Below are 20,275 nucleotides of genomic sequence, written 5' to 3' on the forward strand. Positions count from 1 at the left end.
CGCCCGCCAAGCTCTGACGATCCGGCATGACACGCAACGGGGTGACCATGCGGCCCCTGCTGCATCAGCGAGGGCGGCGACCTGCTGCATCAGCGAGGGCGGCGAGTTCCCTTCGCAGCCCTCGTCATCGACCAGGTCCACCAACACGTGGACCTGCACGGTCATTCAGTGTGCGTAGCGGCTGGATTTCACGACCATGCAGGCGTTCTCTTCGTGTGGGCTACGGCTTGGGCCGCGGGGTCGTTGCCACACTGGGTGGCAGGAGCGGCAGTGCGACCTTGGGCTGATCGCCAGTCAACGACCCCAGGAAGACCTCGATCTTGTTCACCTCCTCGTCGCTCAGCTTCGCGCCGAGCTGGCTGCTGCCCATGATCGCGACAGCCTGGCGAAGGTCCCACACCTTGCCCGTATGGAAATAGGGCGCGGTCAGCGCGATGTTGCGCAGCGAGGGCACCCGGAACACGTATTCGTCGCTGACCGTCTTGGTCACCGCGAAGCGCCCCTTGTCCCCGGGCGGGAGAATGTCGGCACCGGGCCGCTCGACCACGCCGAACGGGGCGTACATGCCGCCGCCCACGTTGATGCCGTTGTGACATGCCGCGCAGCCCTTGTTGATGAACAGCGCCAGCCCTGCCTGCTGGTTCGCGTCGAGCGCCTTCTCGTTGCCATTGAGGTAGCGATCGAACGGCGCGTTCGGGGTGATCAGGGTGGCTTCGAACAAGGCGATGGCCTTGCGCACGTTGTCGAACGTGATCGGATCGGGCACGGCTGGATAGGCCCTGGCGAACACGGCGGCGTAGCCGGGAATTCCCTTGAGCTGTTCGACGACATGTGCCTCGGTGGTGTCCATCTCGACCGGGTTGACCAGCGGACCGCCGGCCTGCTGTTCAAGGTCCTTGGCACGCCCATCCCAGAATTGGGCGACATCGAACACCGCGTTGTAGACGGTCGGCGCATTGCGACCGCCATGCTGCCAGCGATGGCCCAGCGAAGTCTCCTGCAGGTCGACCCCGCCCATGCCGACCATGTGGCATGAATTGCAGCTGATGGCGTGGCTCTTGGACAGCCGAGGCTCGAAGTAAAGCATCTTGCCGAGCTCCACCCTGGCCGGGGTCGCCGCATTGCCCGGCAACGGCGGCGCGTTGGCGGGTATCGGTTTGAACAGACCCTGCGCCTGCTTCATCAATGCCGTTTGCGACCATGCCTGACCTGTCGCCAGGGAGGCGAGAACCATCAGTGAAACCAGCTTGATCGACGACATCCGCTGACCCTCCGCAATGGGTGGCAATCGAAACCATCAATGTCTGTGACGCATCCAGGAAACTCTGGTGATGCGGGAACGCGGCGCGGAGCAGATGGCCCGGATGGATGTCGACGGGATCGTCGCCACGCCCGCCGTCCTGGCTCAACCGGAGCCATCGGCTGCGCTTGTCGGTGCCAGGTCACGCTGCCACCACCCCGGATGGTCGGGTCATCGGCACCGAAAGCTGTTGATCGAGATCAACAAAAACGATGCCGAAACGAAGGATCTGGACGACAGGGGGCGGATTCGACTTTCCGGCCGTGCTCCGCGTTGCGGCGCGAAACCCATGCCGAACACGGAAGTAATTTGGCGACGCCTCCCTGTGCAGCCGTGAGCGGTTTCCCGCAACCATCCCGGCGGGTGCGCGGGCCGGGTCGAGGCAGGCCGGCAGGATGCACGTCACAAGCATGTGGCGCATGACCGCTTGCCAATCGAACGCATGCGTGCATGATTGAGTTGAATGTCACGGTCCTGTGGCTTGTCCTTCGGAAAAGGGGCATGGCGGTCATTACGGCCGCCGAGGTGCGGTGACAGGATCCAGCAGGGGGAACCGGGAACGTGGTCTCAACAGGCTTGACCGATACCCTCAGTACGATCCGGGCAAGCCGCATGGGGCTCCGGCCGCCTCCGCCTCGTCGGCATGGACGACCCGGGCTGCGCCCATGCGCCGGCCGCCCGTCTCCGCCATCCAGCGAGGTCGCCGCGTGCTGAGCGCCAAGGCGTTGCGGCCCCGGGGATGGGCATCGTGGTGGGCCTATCCGTACACGGCGGCCGTCACCCTGGCGGCATTGTGGCTGCAGCTGGCTTTGCGTACCGGTGCGGATCCCTCGGCCATGCTGATGGCGTTCGTGGTGTCCATCCTGCTGGCCACCCATGCCGGCGGATGGCGTGCCGGCCTGCTCGCAACCGGGCTGGCATGCCTGCTGGCCGTGTATTGCCTGCTGCCGCCCCTGCACCGACCTGCCATCGGAACGACGCCCGGACTGTGGGCCCTGGTCTGGCTCGGGCTGAGCGGCGCGATCGCCAGTGCACTGCTTGCGGCCGCGCGCGGGAGCGGAACAAGCGCCGATCCAGCCGCCGGCCAGGCGCGGTTCCGCGCCTACGTCGACCAGGCGAGCGATGCGATGTTCGTGCACGATGCCACCGGGCGCCTGAGCGACGTCAACCGCCAGGCCTGCGTTGCCCTGGGCCACACCCGCGAACAACTGCTGCGCCTGGACCTGTCGCAGATCATGCAGGGATTTGACCTGCCGCGCGCCCGACAGTCATGGCAAGCGATGCAACCCGGCCACCTTCTGACCCAGCAGGTGCGGTTGCGGCGACGGGACGGCAGCGCTTTCCCGGCCGAGGTCCGGGTCGGCTGCATCGAACTCGATGACCAGCGCAGCTACCTGTCCATGGCACGCGACACCACCGTGCGCGACGCGCAGCAGGCCGAGCTGCGGCGGATGACCCGCCTGTACGACGCGCTGAGCCAGGTCAACCAGGCGATCGTGTGGTCGCGCAACCGGCAAGACCTGCTCGACAAGACCTGCGAGGTACTGGTCCGACACGGCAATCTGCGCATGGCATGGGTGGGTTGGGAGGATCCAGCCACCCATCGGCTGGCGCCGGTATCGGTGTTCGGGGACGAATCGGCCTACGTGCAAAGCGTCGAGGTCTACAGTGACGACCGGCCGGAGGGACGCGGCCCTTCGGGCACGGCGTTCCGCAGCAATCGTCCCTACATCAGCAACCGCATGCTCGACGATCCACTGGTGCAGCCCTGGCGGGCGGATATTGAACGTCGTGGTTTGCGGTCCTCGGCGTCGTTTCCGGTGCGGATGGGGGCTGCGGTCTGCGCCGTCCTGAATGTCTATTCCGACGAACCGGAGTTTTTCCAGGACAGGGAAATCGCGCTGCTGGAGGAGACTGCCGGCGACCTGTCGTTCGCGCTGGAGAACCTGGCGAGCGAAGAGCGGAAACAGGCCGCGGACGCCAGGGCCCGGAGCGAGAAACTGTTCTCCGACAGCATGATCGACAGCATGCCCGGGGTGGTTTATTTCTATGACGAAACGGGGATGTTCCTGCGCTGGAACAAGAACTTCGAACGCGCCACCGGCTACAGCGCCGAGGAAATCATGCGAATGCGCCCGTCGGAGTTCTTCGCACCGGAAGACCGCGCACTGCTGCAGGAACGCATCGCCGAGGTCTTCTCGTACGGTGAGTCGTCGGTCGAGGCGCCATTTCTGAGCAAGGCCGGGGTATCGACCTATTACCTGTTCACCGGTCGCCGCATCGTGCTCGAAGGCAAGACCTGCCTGGTGGGCATGGGCATCGACATCACCGAGCGCAAACGTGCAGAAACGGCCTTGCGTGAGGCCGAGAAGCAGTTCGAACTGATTGTCGAGCACCTGGACGAAGGACTGGTGATCGCCTCCCCCGACGCCAGCCTGCTGCATTGGAACCCCGCATCGCTGCGCCTGCTGGGCTTTGTCAGCCTGGACGAAGGTCGACGCCGCCAGCGCGAGTTCGACGACATCTTCGACATGTCCACCCTCGATGGCGTACGACTTTCCCCGGAACAATGGCCGCTGGCGCGCAGCCGGCGTGGCGAACTCGTCGAGGATCTCGAACTTCGGGTGCTGCGCCGTGACATGCCCTGGGACCGCCTGATCCGATACAACGGTCGCCGGGTGCAGTACGGTGAAGGCAAGTATCTGGCCTTCATGACGCTCAACGACATCACCGACAGCAAGCAGGCCGAACGCGCGCTGCGCGATTCGCACGAACAGCTGGAGGTGCTGGTCGGTGAGCGCACGCGCGACCTGCGAAGGGCGCTGGTTGCCGCCGAAGCCGCCGACCGGATCAAATCCGCGTTCCTGGCCACGATGTCGCACGAATTGCGCACCCCGCTCAACTCGATCATCGGCTTCACCGGCATCCTGCTGCAGGAGCTGGCCGGGCCGCTGAACGAGGAACAGACCAAGCAGCTGGGCATGGTCCGCGGCAGTGCGCGCCACCTGCTCGACCTGATCAGCGACGTGCTGGATATCTCGAAGATCGAAGCCGGCCAGATGGAGGTGCGCAACGAAACCTTCGACGTGCACGAGTCCCTGGAGCGGGTGGTGGCATCGGTACGGCCGATGGCCCAGAAGAAGCGGCTCAGCCTGGCGCTCGACATCGACCCGGCGTTGCGCGAGATGACCAGCGACCGCAGGCGGGTCGAGCAGATCCTGCTCAACCTGCTCAACAATGCAATCAAGTTCACCGAGCGTGGAGGCGTCCACCTGCGCGCCTGGCGGCTGCCAGCGACGGCAGCCGCCGATGGCGCAGCGCGCATGGCCCGGGTTTGCATGCAGGTCAGCGATACCGGCATCGGCATTCGTGCCGAGGACCTGCAGACGCTGTTCCAGCCGTTTCATCAGATAGACTCGGGACTGACCCGCCAGCACGAAGGGACCGGGCTGGGACTGGCGATCTGCCGTCGATTGAGCTTCCTGCTCGGCGGCGACATCGATGCCAGCAGCACATCGGGAGAAGGCAGCACGTTCACCGTCACGCTTCCCCTGAACAGGACAGACCTGACATGAATCGCACGGTGCTGCTGATCGAGGACAACCCGCAGAATCGCTACCTGGCGACCTTTCTGCTCGAACACAGCGGCTACCGGGTGGTCGCCGCCGAGGATGGCCCGGAAGGCATCCGCAAGGCGCTCGAGCTGCTCCCCGATTTGATCCTGCTCGACATCCAGCTGCCGGCGATGGATGGCTATGCCGTTGCCCGCGCGCTGCGGGAGATACCGATACTGCAGCAGACGCCGATCGTCGCCGTGACGTCCTATGCGATGGTCGGCGACCGCGAGAAATCGCTGGGGGCCGGCTGCAACGGTTACATCGAAAAGCCCATCAACCCGGACACCTTCGTGGCCGAGATCGGCCGGTTCGAGCCACGTCCTCCGACGGACCGGGGCGCCAGATGACGCCGGCGCTGCTGAAACATGTCCTGCTGGTCGACGACAAGGAGGAGAACCTCTACTACCTGGAGGCGCTGTTCAAGGGCCACGGCTATGCGGTGACGACGGCCCAGCATGGCGCCGAGGCCCTGGTCAAGGCACGCGCCTCGCCACCGGACGTGATCATCTCCGACCTGCTGATGCCGGTGATGGACGGCTACACCCTCCTGCGCCACTGGAAGATGGATGCGCGCCTGGCAAGCATCCCGTTCATCGTCTACACCGCGACTTACACCGAAGCCGAGGACGAGCGCCTGGCGATGAGCCTGGGCGCGGATGCCTTCATCCTCAAGCCGGCGGAGCCGGAGGCGTTCCTGGCCCGTGTGCTGGCGGTGGAGGCCAGGATCGATGCGCACCCGGAGCGCGGGTCGCCAACGGCCCCGGAGGACGAGGGCGCGCTGATGAAGGTGTACAGCGAGACCCTGATCCGCAAGCTGGAGCAGAAATCGCTGCAGCTGGAAGAAACCAACCGTGCACTGCAACTGGACATCGAGGCACGGATCCGTACCGAGGAACAGCTGCGGCTGCTCAACTCGGCGGTGATGCAGTCCAAGGAAGCCATCCTCATCACCGACGCGCAGCTGGACCTGCCGGGGCCGCGGATCGTGTTTGCGAACGCCGCGTTCACCCGGCTGACCGGCTATACGCCCGAGGAAGTCATCGGGAAAACGCCGCGCATCCTGCAGGGCCCGGGCACGGACCGGCAGGTGATTGCTCGCCTGCGCGAGCAGCTCGGGCGCGGCGAGATGTTCGATGGCGAAGCGGTCAATTACCGCAAGGATGGCAGCGCATACGACCAGGAATGGCAGATTGCCCCGATCCGCGACGCCGACGGAACCGTGACCCATTTCGTTGCCCTGCAGCACGACATCACCGAGCGCAAGCGCGCCGCCGACGAGCAGCAGCAACGCGGGCAGGAGCTGCAGCGCCTCACCGTCGAGCTCGAATCGGAACGATCGCGCCTGCTCGACGCACAAGCCGTGGCGAAGCTGGGAAGCTGGGAGACCGTGCTCGATACCGGAACCGTGACCTGGTCGGCGGAGAACCATCGCATCTTCGAGACCGACCCGGCAACCTTCAGGCCTACGCACGAAGCGTTCCTGGCGCTGATCCCGCAGGACCAGCGCGACCTGGTCGATGAGGCGTTCAAGCGCTCTTTTGACAGACCGGGTTCCTCTTCCGTCGAACATCGGCTGGATTTCCCGGACAGGCGGGTCAAGTACATCGAGGAACGCTGGCATGTCGTGTTCGACCAGCACGGCAAGCCGCTCAGCGCGCGCGGCACCAGCCAGGACATCAGTCAACGCAAGCTGGCCGAAATCGCCCTGCAGGACAGTGCGCTGCGGATCGAACGGCTCAACCGCGTGTATACCGTGCTGAGCCAGATCAGTGCGCTGAATACCAGGATCCGCGACCGCGACGAGCTTTTGAACGAGGCCTGCAGGATCGCCGTGCACAAGGGCCGGTTCCGCATGTCGATGGTCTGCATCGCCGAGCCCGGCTCGGGCCGGATCACGCCGGTCGCGTCAGCCGGCAAGAGCCCGGTCATCATGGCCGCGGTGCAGGACCTGTTGTCGTCCGGGGAAAACGCCGCCAATACGCTGGTCGCCCGGGTCATGCGCGACAAGGCTCCGCAGATCGTGCATCAGATGCAGGGCGATCCCAGGGTACTGCTCGATGAGCTTTACGCGGCCTCCGGGGTCGGCTCGCTCGCCGCGCTGCCGCTCGTCGTGGACAACCAGGCCATCGGCGCCATCGTCCTGTACGCGCATGACGCCGATTTCTTCCAGAGCGAGGAGATGGGCCTGTTGCTCTCGGACCTGGCCCGCGAGGTGGCGTTTGCGATCGTCCATATCGACAGGCAGGACCGGCTCGACTACCTGTCCTACTACGATCCGCTGACCGGGCTGGCCAACCGGACGCTGTTCCTGGAGCGCATCGCGCAGATGATGCGCAACAACCAGGAGGATGGCGACAGGCTCGCCCTGTTCCTGTTCGACCTGGAGCGATTCAACAGCATCAACGACACGCTCGGCCGCGATGCCGGCGACGCGCTCCTGCACCAGGTCGCGCAGTGGATGATCGACAACAGTCGCGACGCCAGCCTGCTGGCGCGCATCGGCACCGACCATTTCGCCTTCGTGCTGCCCAAGGTCGCGCCGGGCGGGAACATCGCCGGCCTGTTCGAAAAGACCATGGAGCGGTTCCTGCAGCATGAGTTCAAGCTCGATGGCCACGTCTTCCGCATCTCGGCCAAGGCCGGGATCGCGGTCTATCCGGACGATGGCGAGGCCAGCGACATCCTGTTCAAGCACGCCGAAGCGGCGCTCAAGGCGGCCAAGGCGCGGGGCGAGCGTTACCTGTTCTTCAACAAGGCGATGACCGAACGGACCGCGGTGAACCTGGCCCTGGAAAACCAGCTGCGGCGCGCCCTGGACAACAACGAATTCGTGCTGCACTACCAGCCGAAATTGAACCTTGCCAGCGGCGAAATCACCGGCGCCGAGGCCTTGATGCGCTGGAACAGCCCGCACTCCGGGCTGGTGCCGCCAGACCAGTTCATCCCCGTGCTGGAACAGACCGGCATGATCCAGGAGGTCGGCCGCTGGGCGCTGCGCCAGGTGATCCGGGACTACCTGGAGTGGTGCGACGCCGGCCGGGCCGCCTGGCGCATCGCGGTCAACGTATCGGCCCTGCAACTGCGCAACCGCGACTTCGTCGACGAGATTGCCCGACTGGTTTCGGTCGACCCGCGCGCCGCCGACGGGCTTGAGCTGGAAATCACCGAAAGCATGTTGATGGAGGACATCGACCATGGCATCAAGGCCTTCCAGGGTGTCCGCGCCCTGGGCGTGCATATCACCCTGGACGACTTCGGCACCGGTTTTTCCTCCCTGTCCTACCTGACCCGATTGCCGCTTGACGTGCTCAAGATCGACCGCTCGTTCATCCACGACATGACCCTGGGACCCAATGGCGTTTCCGTCGTTTCCAACATCATCAAGCTTGCGCACTCGCTCAATCTCCGGGTGGTCGCCGAGGGCATCGAAACACAGGAGCAGGCCAGGCTGCTTGGCATCCTCGAATGCGACGAGGTACAGGGCTTCCTCTACTGCGAGCCGGTGCCGCGTGACGTCCTGGAAGAAAAGTTCCTGCCGGTGCCGACCTGAGCGGCGGGCCAATCCAGGCACATTTCCCATGCGCTACGGATCGCACGGTCCGCTCCATCGCGTCGATGAAGCGATCAAGCTGGCCCGGCGGTAGCCCTTGCTGCTTGCCGAACCCGCATCGGTCATGGCCGATCCCGTCCAGATGCATCCCGATCAACAGCCATGGCTTCCGTTCGCGGAGCGAGCCGAGGCGCGTTGTTGTGGTTTCAGCCGGCCACGTCCACCACGACCTTGCCGGTGGCCGCGCCGTTCTCGATCAGCTGGTAAGCCTGTTCCGCTTCAGCCAGCGCAAAACGGTGCGGGTCGAGGTGGGTGCGCAGTAGGCCGAGGTCGGCCAGCCGGGTGGCCTCGCGCAGGATCTCGCCGTGATGCGCCCGGCCGTGCCCGGTCAGCAGCGGGCGCAGGGTGAACACGCCGGAGTAGGTCGCGGCACGGAACGACAGCGGTGCCAGCGCGTGCGTGCCCCAGCCCAGCGCACTGACCACGTGGCCGTGGTACGGCCGCACCGCTTCGAACGAAGCATCCAGCGTGGCGCCGCCGACGGTGTCGTAGATGACGTCGAAGCCGTCGCCGCCGGTATGCGCCTGCACATAGTCCGCCACCGGCGTGGTGCCGTAGTCGATCGCGGTGGCACCGTAGCCTTCAATCATCGCCTTCTGCCTGTCATTGCCGGTGGCGAACACCTGGGCGCCATGGGCGCGGGCAAGCTGCACGGCCAGATGGCCCACGCCGCCGGCACCACCGTGCACCAGCACGCGCTGCCCGGCGTGCACCTGCGCCCGATCGACCAGTCCTTCGTACGCGGTGATGAATCCCAGCGGCAGCGCGGCGGCTTCGCGCATCGATAGATGGGCCGGCTTCGGCGCCAGCAGCGCCGCGTCCACCGCCGCGTATTCGGCCAGCGAACCCTGCACGCCGGCGACGCCGCCAGTCATGCCGTACACGGCGTCGCCGATACGGAAACCGTCCACATCGGGCCCCCGTGCCACCACCGTGCCGGCCAGATCGATGCCCAGCACCGCCGGCAGCGGATGGCGCGCGTGGCCGGCGCTGCCGGCGCGGATCTTGGTGTCCAGCGGATTGAGGCCGGCCGCGACCACGCGCACCAGCACCTGGCCCGGGCCGGGCAGCGGCAGCGCCAGTTCGCTGAGGCGTAGCGGCGCGCCGACCTGTTCCAGCACGGCAGCTTTCATGGTGAGGGGAAGGGTGTTCATGGCGAGGTGTCCAGCAGGGAAGGTGCGTCCACGGTAGACCCGGGAGCGATGCATGGAAATCGACGTTTTCGTTTTCTTTCCATGCAAAAATGCATGAATGGGAACAACCGGAGCAGGGTCGTGGAGTGGAGCGACGTACGCATCTTTCTCGCCATCGCGCGCGAGGGTTCGCTGGGCGCCGCCGCGCGCGTGGTCGGGCAGACCCAGCCGACGATGGGCCGGCGCCTGCGCGCGCTGGAGGCCGCGCTTGGCCAGAGCTTGTTCCAGCGCACGGCCGATGGTTTCGTGCTCACCGACGAAGGCGCGGCGGTGATGGCCAGTGCCGAACGCATGGAGGAGGAAGCGCTCGCCTTCGAGCGCCGGCTGGCCGGCCGCGAGAGCACGCTCAGCGGCCAGCTGCGCTTGGCCGCCTCGGACTGGTTCGGCAGCTACGTGCTCACGCCGGTGCTGGCCGAGTTCGCCCGTCGGCATCCTTCGGTGACCGTGGAACTGCTCACCGACGCGCGCCTCTACAGCCTGGCGCGCCGCGAGGCCGATCTGGCCTTCCGCATCAAGGCGTTCGACGAACCGGACGTGATCTCGCGCCGGCTGCTGCGCATGCCCTACGCACTGTACGTCCGCCGCGGCGATCCGCGCCCGCGCAAGGGCGGCCGCGGCGCGCGCCTGGTCACCATGAATGCCGCGTTCGGCGGCATGCCCGACGTGACCTGGCTGAAGAAGCACCTGCCGCAGGCCAGCGTCGCCTTCACCAGCAACAACCGCGAAGCGCAGGCGCGCATGTGCGCCGAAGGCATCGGTGTCGGCGTGTTGCCGACGGTACTCGGCGATGCGTTTGCCGAGCTCAGGCGGGTCGACCTCGGCGACCCGCCGCCGTCACGCGACACCTGGCTCGGCTATCACAAGGACCTGAAGCGGCTGAACCGACTGCGCAGCCTGCTCGACCTGCTTGCCGATCGATTCCCGTCCTGATCGGAAAAACGCCGGGCAACTGAACCAAGGGTGCCAGCCCATCCATCCGCGGACGACAGTTCGAGCTGGACTCAATCGCCATGCTGGCTGGCTCAGCCCGGGAATTGAACGGAACCCGGGCGCTGTCGGAAACAGGCACGGCCAGCCAGGCGGTGGTTTCAGTGGCCGACCTCGGCGAACACGATGTCGGCGAAACCCGCCGCGGTACTCTCGCGGTTCCAGTCGCGCTGCAGTTCGCAGGCCAGCTGGATCCAGCTGACGGGAATGCCGCCAGCCTGGATGATGCGTTGCAGTCCGGCGCGATGGGCTTCCTCCGAGGTGCCGCCCACGGCATCGACCACCACGTAGACCTCGAAGCCTTCCTGCAGGGCATCCAGGGCGGGAAAGACCAGGCAGACTTCCGTCCACAGCGCGACCATGATCAGCTTCTTCCGCCCGGTCGCCTTCACGGCGGCGACGAAGTCGTCGTCTTCCCAGGCGTTGATCGAGGTGCGGTCGACAATCGGCACGCCGCTCAGCACGTCGGTGATGGGAGCCAGCATCGGCTGGTTGTGTCCGCTGCTCACGTTGACCGTCGTTAGCACGGTCGGCATGCCATAGAGCCTGGCGGTGCGGGCAACGGCCACCACGTTGGCGACCAGCAGGCGCTTGTTCATCGAGGCGATCGAGCCGACCTGGACCGGCTGGAAGTCGATGATCAGCAGGGCCGCATTCTGTGCGGTGAGCATGTGGTCGGCGACGGGGTCGCGGGGTGTGGCGGGTGAGGTCATGGCTGGCTCCCTTCGGGTGCGACATCTGGATGGGCAGGAGACTCGTAGCGGGTGTCGGTGGGGCCGTTGCCGGTGATGATCACGGCGACCGGCTCGTTCTCCGTACGGGCGAAGTGCGATGTGTTGGCGGGCTCCGTGTAGAAGCTTCCCGGCCCCAGCGACTTGGACCCGGTGTCGTTCGCGGTGCGGCCATAGCCGAAATGCCAGGTACCCGACACGACCACCGCCGTGCGGTCGTCGCGATGCCGATGCGCGGCGATGCGCGTGTGTGCCGGCACCAGCAATTCGATGGCGTACATGCCGGACTGTGCCGGATCGCCCGCCAGCACGACGGTGCGGATGCCCGCCAGCCCCGAGGTGCCGGCGATGGCGCCGAGCGCCGGGTGCTGCGCTATCTCGCTGGCGGTCATCCGCCGGGCCGGCAGGGGAGCGTCAGGATCCTTGCCACAGGCGGCGCAGGCGACCAGGGCGAGCTGGCAGGCGATGCATGCCTTGAGCAGCGGGCTCATGGTGCGGCATCCACGAAGTCGCGCACCGCCGCGATCGTGGCCGCGGGCTGCTCTTCCATCAGCCAATGGCCGGCGTCGGCAATCACCAGCCCGGTCACGTTGGTGGCTGCTGCGCGCGCCACCACCGCCATCGTCGGCCCGAATGATTTTTCGCCACCGATCGCCAGCACCGGCATGGTCAGCTTGCCTTGCGCGAGGAAGGCCTGGTTGTCTTTCGCATCCTGGTCGAAGGCCGCGAACTGGGCGAAGCCGTCGTGCATGGCACCGGGCAGGGCATAGAGCCTGGCGTAGTGCTGGCGATCCGCCTCGGTGAAACGGCGCGGGTCGGCCGAGAATTCGTTCCAGAAGCGGTCGAGGTAGATGCGCTCGCGGCCCGCCACCAGGCGCTCCATGTCCGGGCCGCCGAAATGGAAATGCCACAGCATGGGACTCTTCAGGATCTCGTCCCAGGGCCCGATGCCCGGGAGCGGCGCGTCCATCAGCAGGAAGCGCCGCACCCGCTCGCGCTGCTCGGCCACGAAGGCGTAGCCGACCATGTTGCCGATGTCGTGGGCAACCACGTCGACCTTGTCCACGTGCAGCGCAGCCAGCACGCCGGCGATGTCGCGACCCTCGTTCTTCTTGTCGTAGCCAGCGGCCGGATGGGCGGAGAGGCCCATGCCCCGCAGGTCGGGCACGATCACGGTGTGGTTGCGGGCCAGAGCGACGGCCAGCGGCTGCCACATGTCGCCGGTCTCGCCATAGCCGTGCAGCAAGACCACCGCCGGGCCGTGGCCGCCGACCCGCACGAAGATCCGCGTTCCGTTGGCGGCGATCGTTTCGGTCTTGAAGTCGGCTGGGTAGGGCTTGACGCTCGCGCTGCACGAAAATGCAGCAAGCAGGAGACTGCATGCGATGAAAAACTTGCGGGTTCGATTCATGACGGGTCACCTCTGGCGTTGCCTGGTGCGACGAACTTAAGTGCCAGCGGGATGCACGGCTTGATCGAACCTGCCGAATTTGTCGATCACTGCTGCGGTGGATGTGTGCCGGCTGTCGCGGGCATTGGCCGTTGCCGGAGCGGGCGGATATGATGATCGCGGGGCAGGGGCCGGGTTCATGGGACATGCTCGCGGGCGTACCCTGCGCATCGTGTCTATCGCCGGATGGCAACAGTCCGCGCGTTGCGGATCAGGTGGGGATCAATGGCACAGCAGCGAAAATGCGTGCGGATCGCCGGGATTTCCATCGTCCCTGTCGCCGCGATTGCAATGGTTGCGCGATCGACCGGCGTAGCGGCTGAAAGAGTCCGGCGATGAGCGAGCATCCTGGTGAAATGGCGGAGCACGCGAGCGCCACGCTCGACGGCGATCTGCAATCCTGGGAAGCCAGCTTCCGCATCGCGATCGACACCATCCCCGGGCTGGCCTGGTTCGGCAGTGCCGAGGGACCGGTCGAATTCCTCAACAAGCAGTGGTGCGATTACACCGGGATAGCCATGGATGATGCCGTGGGCTGGGGATGGACGGCCACCATCCACCCGGACGACATGCCGGGTCTGCAGACGCAATGGCAGGAGGCACTGGTGCAAGGTGTGCCGGGTGAGCTGGAAGCGCGGGTCCGGCGCTTCGACGGTGAGTACCGCTGGTTTCTCTTTCGCTACGCCCCGCTGCGGGACAACACCGGCCGGGTTCTGAAGTGGTACGGCTCCAACACCGATATCGAGGCGCGCAAGCGTGCCGAGGATGCCTTGCTGGCGTCCGAACAACTGATCCGCGGACAGGTCAACGCCCTCAAGAGTTCGCTGGACGCGCTGGCCAATGAGGCGGAGCCCAGCCTGCTGGTCGCCCACACGCTGAGCACGCTTACCGCACAGTTCGGCGCGCACAGCGCCAGCGTCTGGCGCCGGGGGCTTGCCGAGAACACGATGGGGATCGAGTTCGCCTTCGAGGACGGCCGCATTGTGCCGAACACGGCCCCCCGCTTCGCCGGGCTCGACCTCACCTTGCCGATGGAAGACGTCTGGCCCTGGCCGGAAGTGTTTCGCTCCGGGCGACCGAGCGTGATCGAAGACATCCGGCTGGTGCCGCCGTTCCCCTTGCGCGATCGGCTGCTGCCCTTGGGCATCATCACCGTGCTGTTTCTTCCGCTGTTCGTCGCCGGGCGACTGGAGGGTGCCATCGGACTTCGCTTCCAGCGCAAGCGAATCTTCCAGCCCGAGCAGGTCGAACTGGCCCAGGCCCTGGCCAACCAGGCGATGCTGATGATCCGCCTGGCCGAATTGTCGGCGCAGGGGCGCGAGGCTGCCGTGGCACGAGAACGCAATCGCATCGCACGCGACATCCACGACACCCTGGCGCAGGGTTTTACCGGCATCATCGTCCAGCTCGAAGCGGCCGAGGACGCCAGTCGGCGTGGCCTCGGGCCCGCCGCCGAGCAACACGTCGTCACCGCGCGAAACCTGGCGCGCGAGAGCCTCAGCGAGGCCCGCCGCTCGGTGCAGGCACTGCGACCCCAGTCCCTGGAGAAGGGTGGCATCGCCCATGCCCTGCGCGCACTGTTCGACAAATTGACCGAAGGTGTGTCGCTCAGCGGCGACTTCCGGGTGCTGGGGGAACCCCGGGCCCTGCCGGCCGATTGGGAGGAAAACCTGTTCCGGATTGCCCAGGAGTGCCTGACCAACGTGCTGCGCCACGCCCAGGCATCCAGCGTCCACGCCACCATCCGCTTTGGCGAGGAGGAAGTGTCGCTTCAGTTCGACGATGACGGACGGGGATTTGACCCGGCCGCGCGAAGCGAAGGCTATGGCCTGCTGGGCATGCGCGAACGGGTGGGTGCGATGGGCGGGCAGATGGAGGTTGTCAGCTCAAGGGGTCGCGGCACGAGGGTTTCGATCGGTTTGCCGTTGACCATGATCCCGGCGTCGGACCGCAGTTGATGGCGTTGCCGTCGTCCACCGCCAGGGTGCCGCCCGCGACACAGATACGGGTGCTGATTGCCGATGACCACGTCACCGTCCGCGAAGGCCTGGCGGCAATCATCGGGCGGCAGCCGGACATGGTGGTGGTCGGCGAAGCTGCCAACGGCAGGGATTGCGTCGATCGCTGGCTGCAGTACCGTCCCGACGTGACCCTGATCGATCTGTCCATGCCGGTTCTGGACGGCATCGGTGCCATCGAGGCGATCCGCCGTGATGCGCCCTCCGCGCTGTTCATCGTGCTGACCACGTTCGGCACCGACCAGGACATATTCCGGGCGATCAAGGCGGGCGCAAAGGCGTACATGCTCAAGGATGCGCAGCGGGAGGAACTGCTCGATTGCATCCGCGCTGTTCATGCGGGCGAAACCTGCATTCCGCCGTTGCTGGTGGCCAAGCTCGCCGCCGAAGTCAGTGGCGAGGCGCTCACCAAGCGCGAGCTGGAAGTGCTGGCCCTGCTGGCGCGAGGGCGCAGCAACAAGAACATCGCGCTGCGCTTGAGCATCAGCGAGACTACCGTCAAGTCGCATCTGCGCAGCGTCTTCAACAAGCTGCGGGTCCTGAGCCGCACCGAGGCCATCGCCGTGGCGAGCCGGCGAGGTCTCATTCGCTTCTAGGCGGTGCCTTCGTCGATGTCCTCCGAAAGAAGGAGGCCAGCCTCGTTCGTCCGTGCTGCGGAAAGATGGCCCGGCGGATCAATGGATGGCGAGTGCCATCGGCGATAGCTTGTACTCCGGGCAAGGCTGAAATCCGGCTTCGGAGATGCGAGACCATGAACGACCCAGCGCAAAGGGAAGCGTCAGTTCCGATCGCCGTGCAATTTCTGCGGCGGGCATGCCTGGCTCTCGACCAGGATGCCGGCACTGCCAGGCACGAAATTCGCAGGGCATTGGACCTGCTCTTGGATTTCGTGGTTCGCACACCGATGAACCAACCGGTCCATGGACTGGCACCGTGGCAGGCCCGAAGGGTGGTCGATCACGTTCTGGCCCATCTGGAGGCGCCCATTCGAGTCGAAGATCTGGCCACCGTGACGCGGCTGAGTGCAAGCCATTTCTCGCGGGCTTTCAAGCTCAGCTTCCGCATGTCTCCGCATGCCTACATCGTGGCATTGCGGCTTTCGCGTGCGCGTGCGCTGTTGTCGGACAGCAATGAGCAACTGAGCCAGATCGCCGTGGCCTGCGGCTTTGCCGACCAGTCGCACTTCTCAAGAGTGTTTCGCCGCAGGGTGGGCTGCGCTCCAGGGCTTTGGCGGCGCGAGCGCCTCAGCCATCCGATCCATGATCCTGCCGCATCCGCCGAAGATCCTGCGGGCGCGGAAGCTTTGCCACACCGTCGTTTCGAATTTCTGCACCTCGCGGTAGCCGATGATGTGACGGCATGACAGCAGGCGCCAGCGAGTCGGGCGGCGTCGGGCGGTGTTGCCGGGCACGCTGCTCCGATCCGCCCAGCTCGACAGGAAAGTCTTCCGGCCCCGGCGGGGCATCCTTCGTAGGCAGTGCGGTTTCAGCGTGGCTCATGTCGACGGTGGACACGAGATGTCACTTCGGCTCCCGCCCGAAGCCCGCGCGAGGCGGGCCTATTCCCCCAACATTCAAGCGGGAAGAGATTGCGGGAATCAGGTGCGCGCTGAGCTGTGCCGGCCCCTGGTTTCCCGTTCTCGCGTCGGCCGTGCAGCTTGACCACCCGGAGGATGTCCCGGGCGTTCCTGGTATGCACCTGCGCATGGATCTTCCAGCCACCGCCGCGCCTGACGCCGATGATCGTCACATCCTCGAGGACATGGTTGTCTTCGTTGCCGCCGCCGAATACCAGGCCATAGTGTGGATGCAGACCGTTGCGCAGGGCAGCCGGGTTTGTGCCGCCGGTTGGCTGGATGTGTCGCAGGTGGGGATTGGCGCCGTCGACGATGAACGAGCATTCATTTCCTGATTTCGCGACCCGCAGCCGACCTCGATCAACCGACCGGGAGCTGCCTGGCGAACACTTCCCATTGCGCGTCGAAAGCACGCTTGAACGCGGGGCGCGCTTCGCCGCGGGCGACGTACGCGGCGAGGTTCGGGTATTCGTCCAGCAAGCCCGAGGCTTTCAGGCGGAGCAGCACGCCCACCATCATCAGGTCGCCGGCGCTGAACGCACCGTCGAGCCAGTCGGCATCGCCCAGGCGATCGGACAGTTCGCCCAGGCGCTTTCTGATGCGATCCCTGATCAGGGGCAGGCGTTGTTCGGACCAGGGCTTGTCGCCTTCGCCGAACTTGGCGGTCTGCAGATCGAGGATCGGTGGCTCCACCGTGTTGACTGCGGCAAACATCCAGGTGATCGCGCGCGCCCGGGCGTTCGCCTCATCCGGCAGCAGGCCCGCATGGCGCTGGGCGAGGTGCAACACGATGGCGCCCGACTCGAACAGGACGAGATCGCCTTCCTCGTAGGTGGGAATCTGCCCGAAGGGATGCAGCGCACGATGCGCGGCTTCCTTCATGGCGCTGAACGAAACCAGGCGAACCGCGTACGCCTGACCCACTTCTTCCAGCGCCCAGCGCACACGCATGTCGCGCGCGAGTCCCTTGCCGCGATCGGGCGAACTTTCAAAAGCGGTGATGGTGGGGATCATGAGAGGCTCCGGATGATGGCAGGGCACGATCGTGCAGAAGGGTTCGGGAAAGTCGGGTCGCGAGCACGCTGCTCGGGAAGCTCAGAGATAGCTGAGCCACCAGTCCCTGCGTCGCCGCTTCACCCCGGCATACCAGCGGCAGAACGGATAGAGGGCAAGCACCACGAATGCCCACAGCAGGTAGATGACCGGCAGGCTCGCGGCCCAGCCCGGTGGCGCGGTGAACGGGAAGTGGCCCAGATCCGGCGACTGGAACATGCCGTCCACATGGTCGAAGCGCACGTAACAGGCAACGACCGCCAGCAGATGGATCAGGTAGAAATGCAGGACATAGAAGAACAGTGGCACCTTGCCGATGATCAAGGCGGGGCGCAGCCAGCGCGGAGCGCCGCCGTCGAATGCACGCAACAGCAGCAGCGCCGGTCCCAGCGTCATCAGCAGGAACAGCAGCGATGGTGGGTACTTGTTGGTGTTGAGGAACGACAACAGGGTCCACAGTGGTGACTTCTGCACCGACCAGGCGAGCGGATCGCCGTATGCATTCAGCAGCCGCAGCAGCACGAAACCCACGCTGATCCCGAGGCCGAGTCGAAGCAGCAGCGTCCGGCGGCGTTCGTCGCTCCAGCGCCAGGCCTGCCCCAAGACATAGCCCAGCGCCGTCACGCCCAGCCATGGGATCAGCGGGTAGGCGATGAACACGGCGTATCGCGGAGTGTTGATGAGAAAGCCTGGCACGTGCAGCACCGACCACAACGGTGCGAGGCTGCCGAAGGTGCTTGCCGGAATGCCGTCGAGCAGGTTGTGGCCTGCCACCAGGACGATGCCGAACGCGACGATCACCCGGTCCCGCAGATGGATCAGCGCGGCCAGCACGATCATCGACCAGCCCAGCGCCCACAGCACGGTGATGATGGTCACCCGGTAATCGAGGTTGAACTGCAGCGCAAAGCGCATCACGACCACTTCGAGGAACAGCAGCCACAGGCCGCGGGTCAGCAGGAAACGCGACAGTTCGCTCTTCGACAGGCGCCCAAGCGCCAGTCGGGCACCGGTGCCGGTGAGCAGGAAGAACACGGGCGCGCAGAAATGGGTGATCCAGCGGGTGAGAAAAAGCGGTGCCGTGGTGGTGGCCAGGTTGGTCGGACTGCCATCGAGCGCACCGAAGAAGTCATGGACATGGTCCAGCGCCATGATGACGATGATGATTCCGCGCAGCAGGTCGACCGACTCGATGCGAAGGTGGCCGGACAGATGGTTTCCAGGGGAAACGCTTGAATCCGGAAACAGCGTGGTTGCGCGGTCTGTGGTCATGTCGGGCTGCCTTCCGAGTGTGTCGAATTTGCGCTTGCCGGCCTGCGCCGGCGCGATGCAGGGCGAACCCTGCAGGATAGGCGCGAGGACCGGGCGCACGCGCCTGCGATGCAGGGCCTTGCCGGGAGCCTGGTCTCGGCGTCGTCGGGAAAGCTGGCCGCGGCCATCGTCAGCCGCGCCGGGCGGCCTCGATCGCGGCGATGTCGATCTTCGACATCGTCATCATCGCGTCGAATGCGCGCTTGGCCACGGCGGGATCCGGATCGGTGACCGCGGCGCTCAGCACGCGCGGGGTGATCTGCCAGGACAGGCCCCACTTGTCCTTGCACCAGCCACATTCGCTGGCTTCGCCGCCGTTGCCGATGATCGCGTTCCACAGGCGGTCGGTCTCGGCCTGGTCGTCGGTGGCCACCTGGAACGAGAACGCCAGGCCGTGCGGAACCCCGGGCCCGCCGTTCAAGCCCAGGCAGGGGATGCCCATCACGCTGAACTCGACCGTCAGCACGTCGCCCTGCTTGCCGGCGGGATAGTCTCCCGGCGCGCGATGGACGGCGCCGACGGTGCTGTCCGGGAAGGTCGCGGCATAGAATGTGGCGGCGTCCAGCGCGGTGCCGTCATACCAAAGACAAATCGTGTTTTTGCTGATCATCGGAGTGCTCCGGGTTGAGGGCGGGAAGGATGTCCTTCCTTCTCTTCGACGAAGGACAGGCACGCGGATCGACATGGGGCGGAAAAATCCCGAACGGGCCGGAGTACCCTTCGAGCCGACGATGATGTGGACGTCCGCTCCGGCCAGGCTTCCGTGGAGCATGCATGAAACGCGGACATCCGAAAGGGGCCGTTTGCCAGGCCATGACCTTCATGGCGCGCATACATGCTTGCCAGCAGTCTTCGGATGCGGCGTGGTCACGCCAGTCGATACGAACTTCACGGGAGCAACCCGATGCAAACGAACAGAGGCATTTCCCTGATCACGGTCCTGGTGATTCTGGCGATTCTCGCCGTGGTGGCCGCGTTTGCCTTCCCTGCCTGGCACGCTCGGGTGGCCCGCGAGCATATCGAGGAGGCCATCAAAGCCGCCGACGCACCCAAGCTGGTAGTCATGGAAGCGGCGACGACCCATGGTGGACTGGCCCATGTGAGCAAGGACGACCTTGCCTACAACCCCGGCTCCGCCAACGAGTATGTCGAGAAGCTGGAGGTGGGCGACGGTGGCCGGATCACGCTGACTACCCGCAACACGGGCATCGAGCCCGCCCCGGTCCTGGTCTTCCTGCCTGAAGAGCCTGGCAAGGACGATGCCGGCCGGCCGATCAGCTGGAGCTGCACCATGGTGGTCGGCGCTCAATCCTCGGCCCCGCCCGCGTGTGCCGGGGCTGTGCAGGCGCCGAAAGCCGTGCCGCTGCCCGCCGCACCGGCGCCCGCGGCAACCAGCGCTCGCTGATCGGTCGGGCGAAACAGCAAGTCG

17 protein-coding genes are annotated in these 20,275 nt (G+C 65.9%); 9 read left to right on the forward strand and 8 right to left on the reverse strand.

All coding sequences use genetic code 11. The features are described from left to right. Window positions 1-220: 220 nt before the first annotated feature. Entirely contained in the window at window positions 221-1,261 is a 1,041-nt protein-coding gene (locus ACQGNJ_RS13530; protein WP_426689773.1) for a cytochrome-c peroxidase, read from the reverse strand. A gap of 704 nt (window positions 1,262-1,965) precedes the next feature. Between ACQGNJ_RS13530 and ACQGNJ_RS13535 the strand changes: the two genes are divergently transcribed. Genes ACQGNJ_RS13535 through ACQGNJ_RS13545 form a run of 3 tightly spaced genes read left to right on the forward strand, consistent with a single transcriptional unit; the run spans window position 1,966 to window position 8,467 of the window. Then, complete coding sequence (locus ACQGNJ_RS13535; RefSeq protein WP_426689774.1) at window positions 1,966-4,875, forward strand: PAS domain S-box protein; 2,910 nt, start codon at window positions 1,966-1,968, stop codon at window positions 4,873-4,875. Window positions 4,876-4,883: 8 nt separating this feature from the next. Further along, a complete protein-coding gene (locus ACQGNJ_RS13540) occupies window positions 4,884-5,264 on the forward strand; it encodes a response regulator (RefSeq protein ID WP_426689775.1) in 381 nt (126 codons plus the stop codon). Further along, window positions 5,261-8,467, forward strand: coding sequence for a GGDEF/EAL domain-containing response regulator (locus tag ACQGNJ_RS13545; RefSeq protein ID WP_426689776.1), 3,207 nt, complete (start codon window positions 5,261-5,263; stop codon window positions 8,465-8,467). The genes ACQGNJ_RS13540 and ACQGNJ_RS13545 overlap by 4 nt, the downstream gene beginning before the upstream one ends. Window positions 8,468-8,673: 206 nt before the next feature. On the opposite strand, the gene ACQGNJ_RS13550 is transcribed toward ACQGNJ_RS13545, so the two are convergent. Continuing rightward, a complete protein-coding gene (locus ACQGNJ_RS13550; protein ID WP_426689777.1) occupies window positions 8,674-9,681 on the reverse strand; it encodes a zinc-dependent alcohol dehydrogenase family protein in 1,008 nt (335 codons plus the stop codon). A gap of 120 nt (window positions 9,682-9,801) precedes the next feature. Here ACQGNJ_RS13550 and ACQGNJ_RS13555 point away from each other — a divergent pair, with 120 nt between their 5' ends. After that, window positions 9,802-10,650 (forward strand): LysR family transcriptional regulator, encoded by an 849-nt coding sequence (locus ACQGNJ_RS13555; protein WP_426689778.1) that lies wholly within the window; start codon window positions 9,802-9,804, stop codon window positions 10,648-10,650. A 158-nt stretch (window positions 10,651-10,808) separates the two neighbouring features. Here the strand turns inward: ACQGNJ_RS13555 and ACQGNJ_RS13560 are convergent, their stop codons facing one another. Genes ACQGNJ_RS13560 through ACQGNJ_RS13570 form a run of 3 tightly spaced genes read right to left on the reverse strand, consistent with a single transcriptional unit; the run spans window position 10,809 to window position 12,849 of the window. Next, complete coding sequence (locus tag ACQGNJ_RS13560; protein WP_426689779.1) at window positions 10,809-11,420, reverse strand: hydrolase; 612 nt, start codon at window positions 11,418-11,420, stop codon at window positions 10,809-10,811. Continuing rightward, the gene (locus tag ACQGNJ_RS13565) at window positions 11,417-11,929 is read right to left on the reverse strand and encodes a cupin domain-containing protein (RefSeq protein ID WP_426689780.1); all 513 of its coding nucleotides are present in this window, start codon (window positions 11,927-11,929) and stop codon (window positions 11,417-11,419) included. Before ACQGNJ_RS13565 ends, ACQGNJ_RS13560 begins: the two co-directional genes overlap by 4 nt. Then, complete coding sequence (locus ACQGNJ_RS13570) at window positions 11,926-12,849, reverse strand: alpha/beta fold hydrolase (protein ID WP_426689781.1); 924 nt, start codon at window positions 12,847-12,849, stop codon at window positions 11,926-11,928. The genes ACQGNJ_RS13565 and ACQGNJ_RS13570 overlap by 4 nt, the downstream gene beginning before the upstream one ends. Before the next feature lie 374 nt (window positions 12,850-13,223). On the opposite strand from ACQGNJ_RS13570, the gene ACQGNJ_RS13575 reads away from it, so the two are divergent. From ACQGNJ_RS13575 to ACQGNJ_RS13590, 4 genes are all read left to right on the forward strand, one after another. Then, window positions 13,224-14,846: a histidine kinase gene (locus tag ACQGNJ_RS13575; RefSeq protein WP_426689782.1), complete on the forward strand. Its 1,623-nt coding sequence runs from the start codon at window positions 13,224-13,226 to the stop codon at window positions 14,844-14,846. Beyond that, window positions 14,846-15,502 (forward strand): response regulator, encoded by a 657-nt coding sequence (locus ACQGNJ_RS13580; RefSeq protein ID WP_426689783.1) that lies wholly within the window; start codon window positions 14,846-14,848, stop codon window positions 15,500-15,502. Before ACQGNJ_RS13575 ends, ACQGNJ_RS13580 begins: the two co-directional genes overlap by 1 nt. Window positions 15,503-15,657: 155 nt before the next feature. Beyond that, the gene (locus ACQGNJ_RS13585; RefSeq protein WP_426689784.1) at window positions 15,658-16,269 is read left to right on the forward strand and encodes a helix-turn-helix transcriptional regulator; all 612 of its coding nucleotides are present in this window, start codon (window positions 15,658-15,660) and stop codon (window positions 16,267-16,269) included. Between the two features lie 341 nt (window positions 16,270-16,610). Then, window positions 16,611-16,817: a hypothetical protein gene (locus ACQGNJ_RS13590; RefSeq protein WP_426689785.1), complete on the forward strand. Its 207-nt coding sequence runs from the start codon at window positions 16,611-16,613 to the stop codon at window positions 16,815-16,817. Between the two features lie 25 nt (window positions 16,818-16,842). Here ACQGNJ_RS13590 and ACQGNJ_RS13595 read toward each other — a convergent pair whose 3' ends face one another. The 3 genes from ACQGNJ_RS13595 to ACQGNJ_RS13605 all read right to left on the reverse strand — a co-directional run bounded on the left by ACQGNJ_RS13595 (window position 16,843) and on the right by ACQGNJ_RS13605 (window position 19,456). Then, window positions 16,843-17,496 carry a glutathione S-transferase family protein gene (locus tag ACQGNJ_RS13595; RefSeq protein ID WP_426689786.1) on the reverse strand — a complete coding sequence of 218 codons (654 nt, stop codon included), beginning with the start codon at window positions 17,494-17,496 and terminating at the stop codon, window positions 16,843-16,845. A gap of 81 nt (window positions 17,497-17,577) precedes the next feature. After that, complete coding sequence (locus ACQGNJ_RS13600; RefSeq protein WP_426689787.1) at window positions 17,578-18,807, reverse strand: acetyltransferase domain-containing protein; 1,230 nt, start codon at window positions 18,805-18,807, stop codon at window positions 17,578-17,580. Between the two features lie 169 nt (window positions 18,808-18,976). Beyond that, window positions 18,977-19,456, reverse strand: a complete 480-nt coding sequence (locus ACQGNJ_RS13605; protein ID WP_426689788.1) for a VOC family protein — start codon at window positions 19,454-19,456, stop codon at window positions 18,977-18,979. Window positions 19,457-19,750: 294 nt separating this feature from the next. Here ACQGNJ_RS13605 and ACQGNJ_RS13610 point away from each other — a divergent pair, with 294 nt between their 5' ends. Next, window positions 19,751-20,251, forward strand: coding sequence for a pilin (locus ACQGNJ_RS13610; protein WP_426689789.1), 501 nt, complete (start codon window positions 19,751-19,753; stop codon window positions 20,249-20,251). The last annotated feature ends 24 nt before the right edge of the window (window positions 20,252-20,275 follow it).

It is taken from the genome of Rhodanobacter ginsengiterrae (genome assembly GCF_050026815.1).
In the GTDB taxonomy this organism is placed as follows: domain Bacteria; phylum Pseudomonadota; class Gammaproteobacteria; order Xanthomonadales; family Rhodanobacteraceae; genus Rhodanobacter; species Rhodanobacter ginsengiterrae.

Bases quoted from the DNA above. Each gene is read 5' to 3' on its own strand.
- ACQGNJ_RS13530 (WP_426689773.1), bottom strand. From the start codon at position 1,261: ATGTCGTCGATCAAGCTGGTTTCACTGATGGTTCTCGCCTCCCTGGCG.
- ACQGNJ_RS13535 (WP_426689774.1), top strand. From the start codon at position 1,966: ATGCGCCGGCCGCCCGTCTCCGCCATCCAGCGAGGTCGCCGCGTGCTG.
- ACQGNJ_RS13545 (WP_426689776.1), top strand. From the start codon at position 5,261: ATGACGCCGGCGCTGCTGAAACATGTCCTGCTGGTCGACGACAAGGAG.
- ACQGNJ_RS13550 (WP_426689777.1), bottom strand. From the start codon at position 9,681: ATGAACACCCTTCCCCTCACCATGAAAGCTGCCGTGCTGGAACAGGTC.
- ACQGNJ_RS13560 (WP_426689779.1), bottom strand. From the start codon at position 11,420: ATGACCTCACCCGCCACACCCCGCGACCCCGTCGCCGACCACATGCTC.
- ACQGNJ_RS13565 (WP_426689780.1), bottom strand. From the start codon at position 11,929: ATGAGCCCGCTGCTCAAGGCATGCATCGCCTGCCAGCTCGCCCTGGTC.
- ACQGNJ_RS13570 (WP_426689781.1), bottom strand. From the start codon at position 12,849: ATGAATCGAACCCGCAAGTTTTTCATCGCATGCAGTCTCCTGCTTGCT.
- ACQGNJ_RS13575 (WP_426689782.1), top strand. From the start codon at position 13,224: ATGAGCGAGCATCCTGGTGAAATGGCGGAGCACGCGAGCGCCACGCTC.
- ACQGNJ_RS13580 (WP_426689783.1), top strand. From the start codon at position 14,846: ATGGCGTTGCCGTCGTCCACCGCCAGGGTGCCGCCCGCGACACAGATA.
- ACQGNJ_RS13585 (WP_426689784.1), top strand. From the start codon at position 15,658: ATGAACGACCCAGCGCAAAGGGAAGCGTCAGTTCCGATCGCCGTGCAA.
- ACQGNJ_RS13590 (WP_426689785.1), top strand. From the start codon at position 16,611: ATGGATCTTCCAGCCACCGCCGCGCCTGACGCCGATGATCGTCACATC.
- ACQGNJ_RS13595 (WP_426689786.1), bottom strand. From the start codon at position 17,496: ATGATCCCCACCATCACCGCTTTTGAAAGTTCGCCCGATCGCGGCAAG.
- ACQGNJ_RS13600 (WP_426689787.1), bottom strand. From the start codon at position 18,807: ATGACCACAGACCGCGCAACCACGCTGTTTCCGGATTCAAGCGTTTCC.
- ACQGNJ_RS13605 (WP_426689788.1), bottom strand. From the start codon at position 19,456: ATGATCAGCAAAAACACGATTTGTCTTTGGTATGACGGCACCGCGCTG.
- ACQGNJ_RS13610 (WP_426689789.1), top strand. From the start codon at position 19,751: ATGCAAACGAACAGAGGCATTTCCCTGATCACGGTCCTGGTGATTCTG.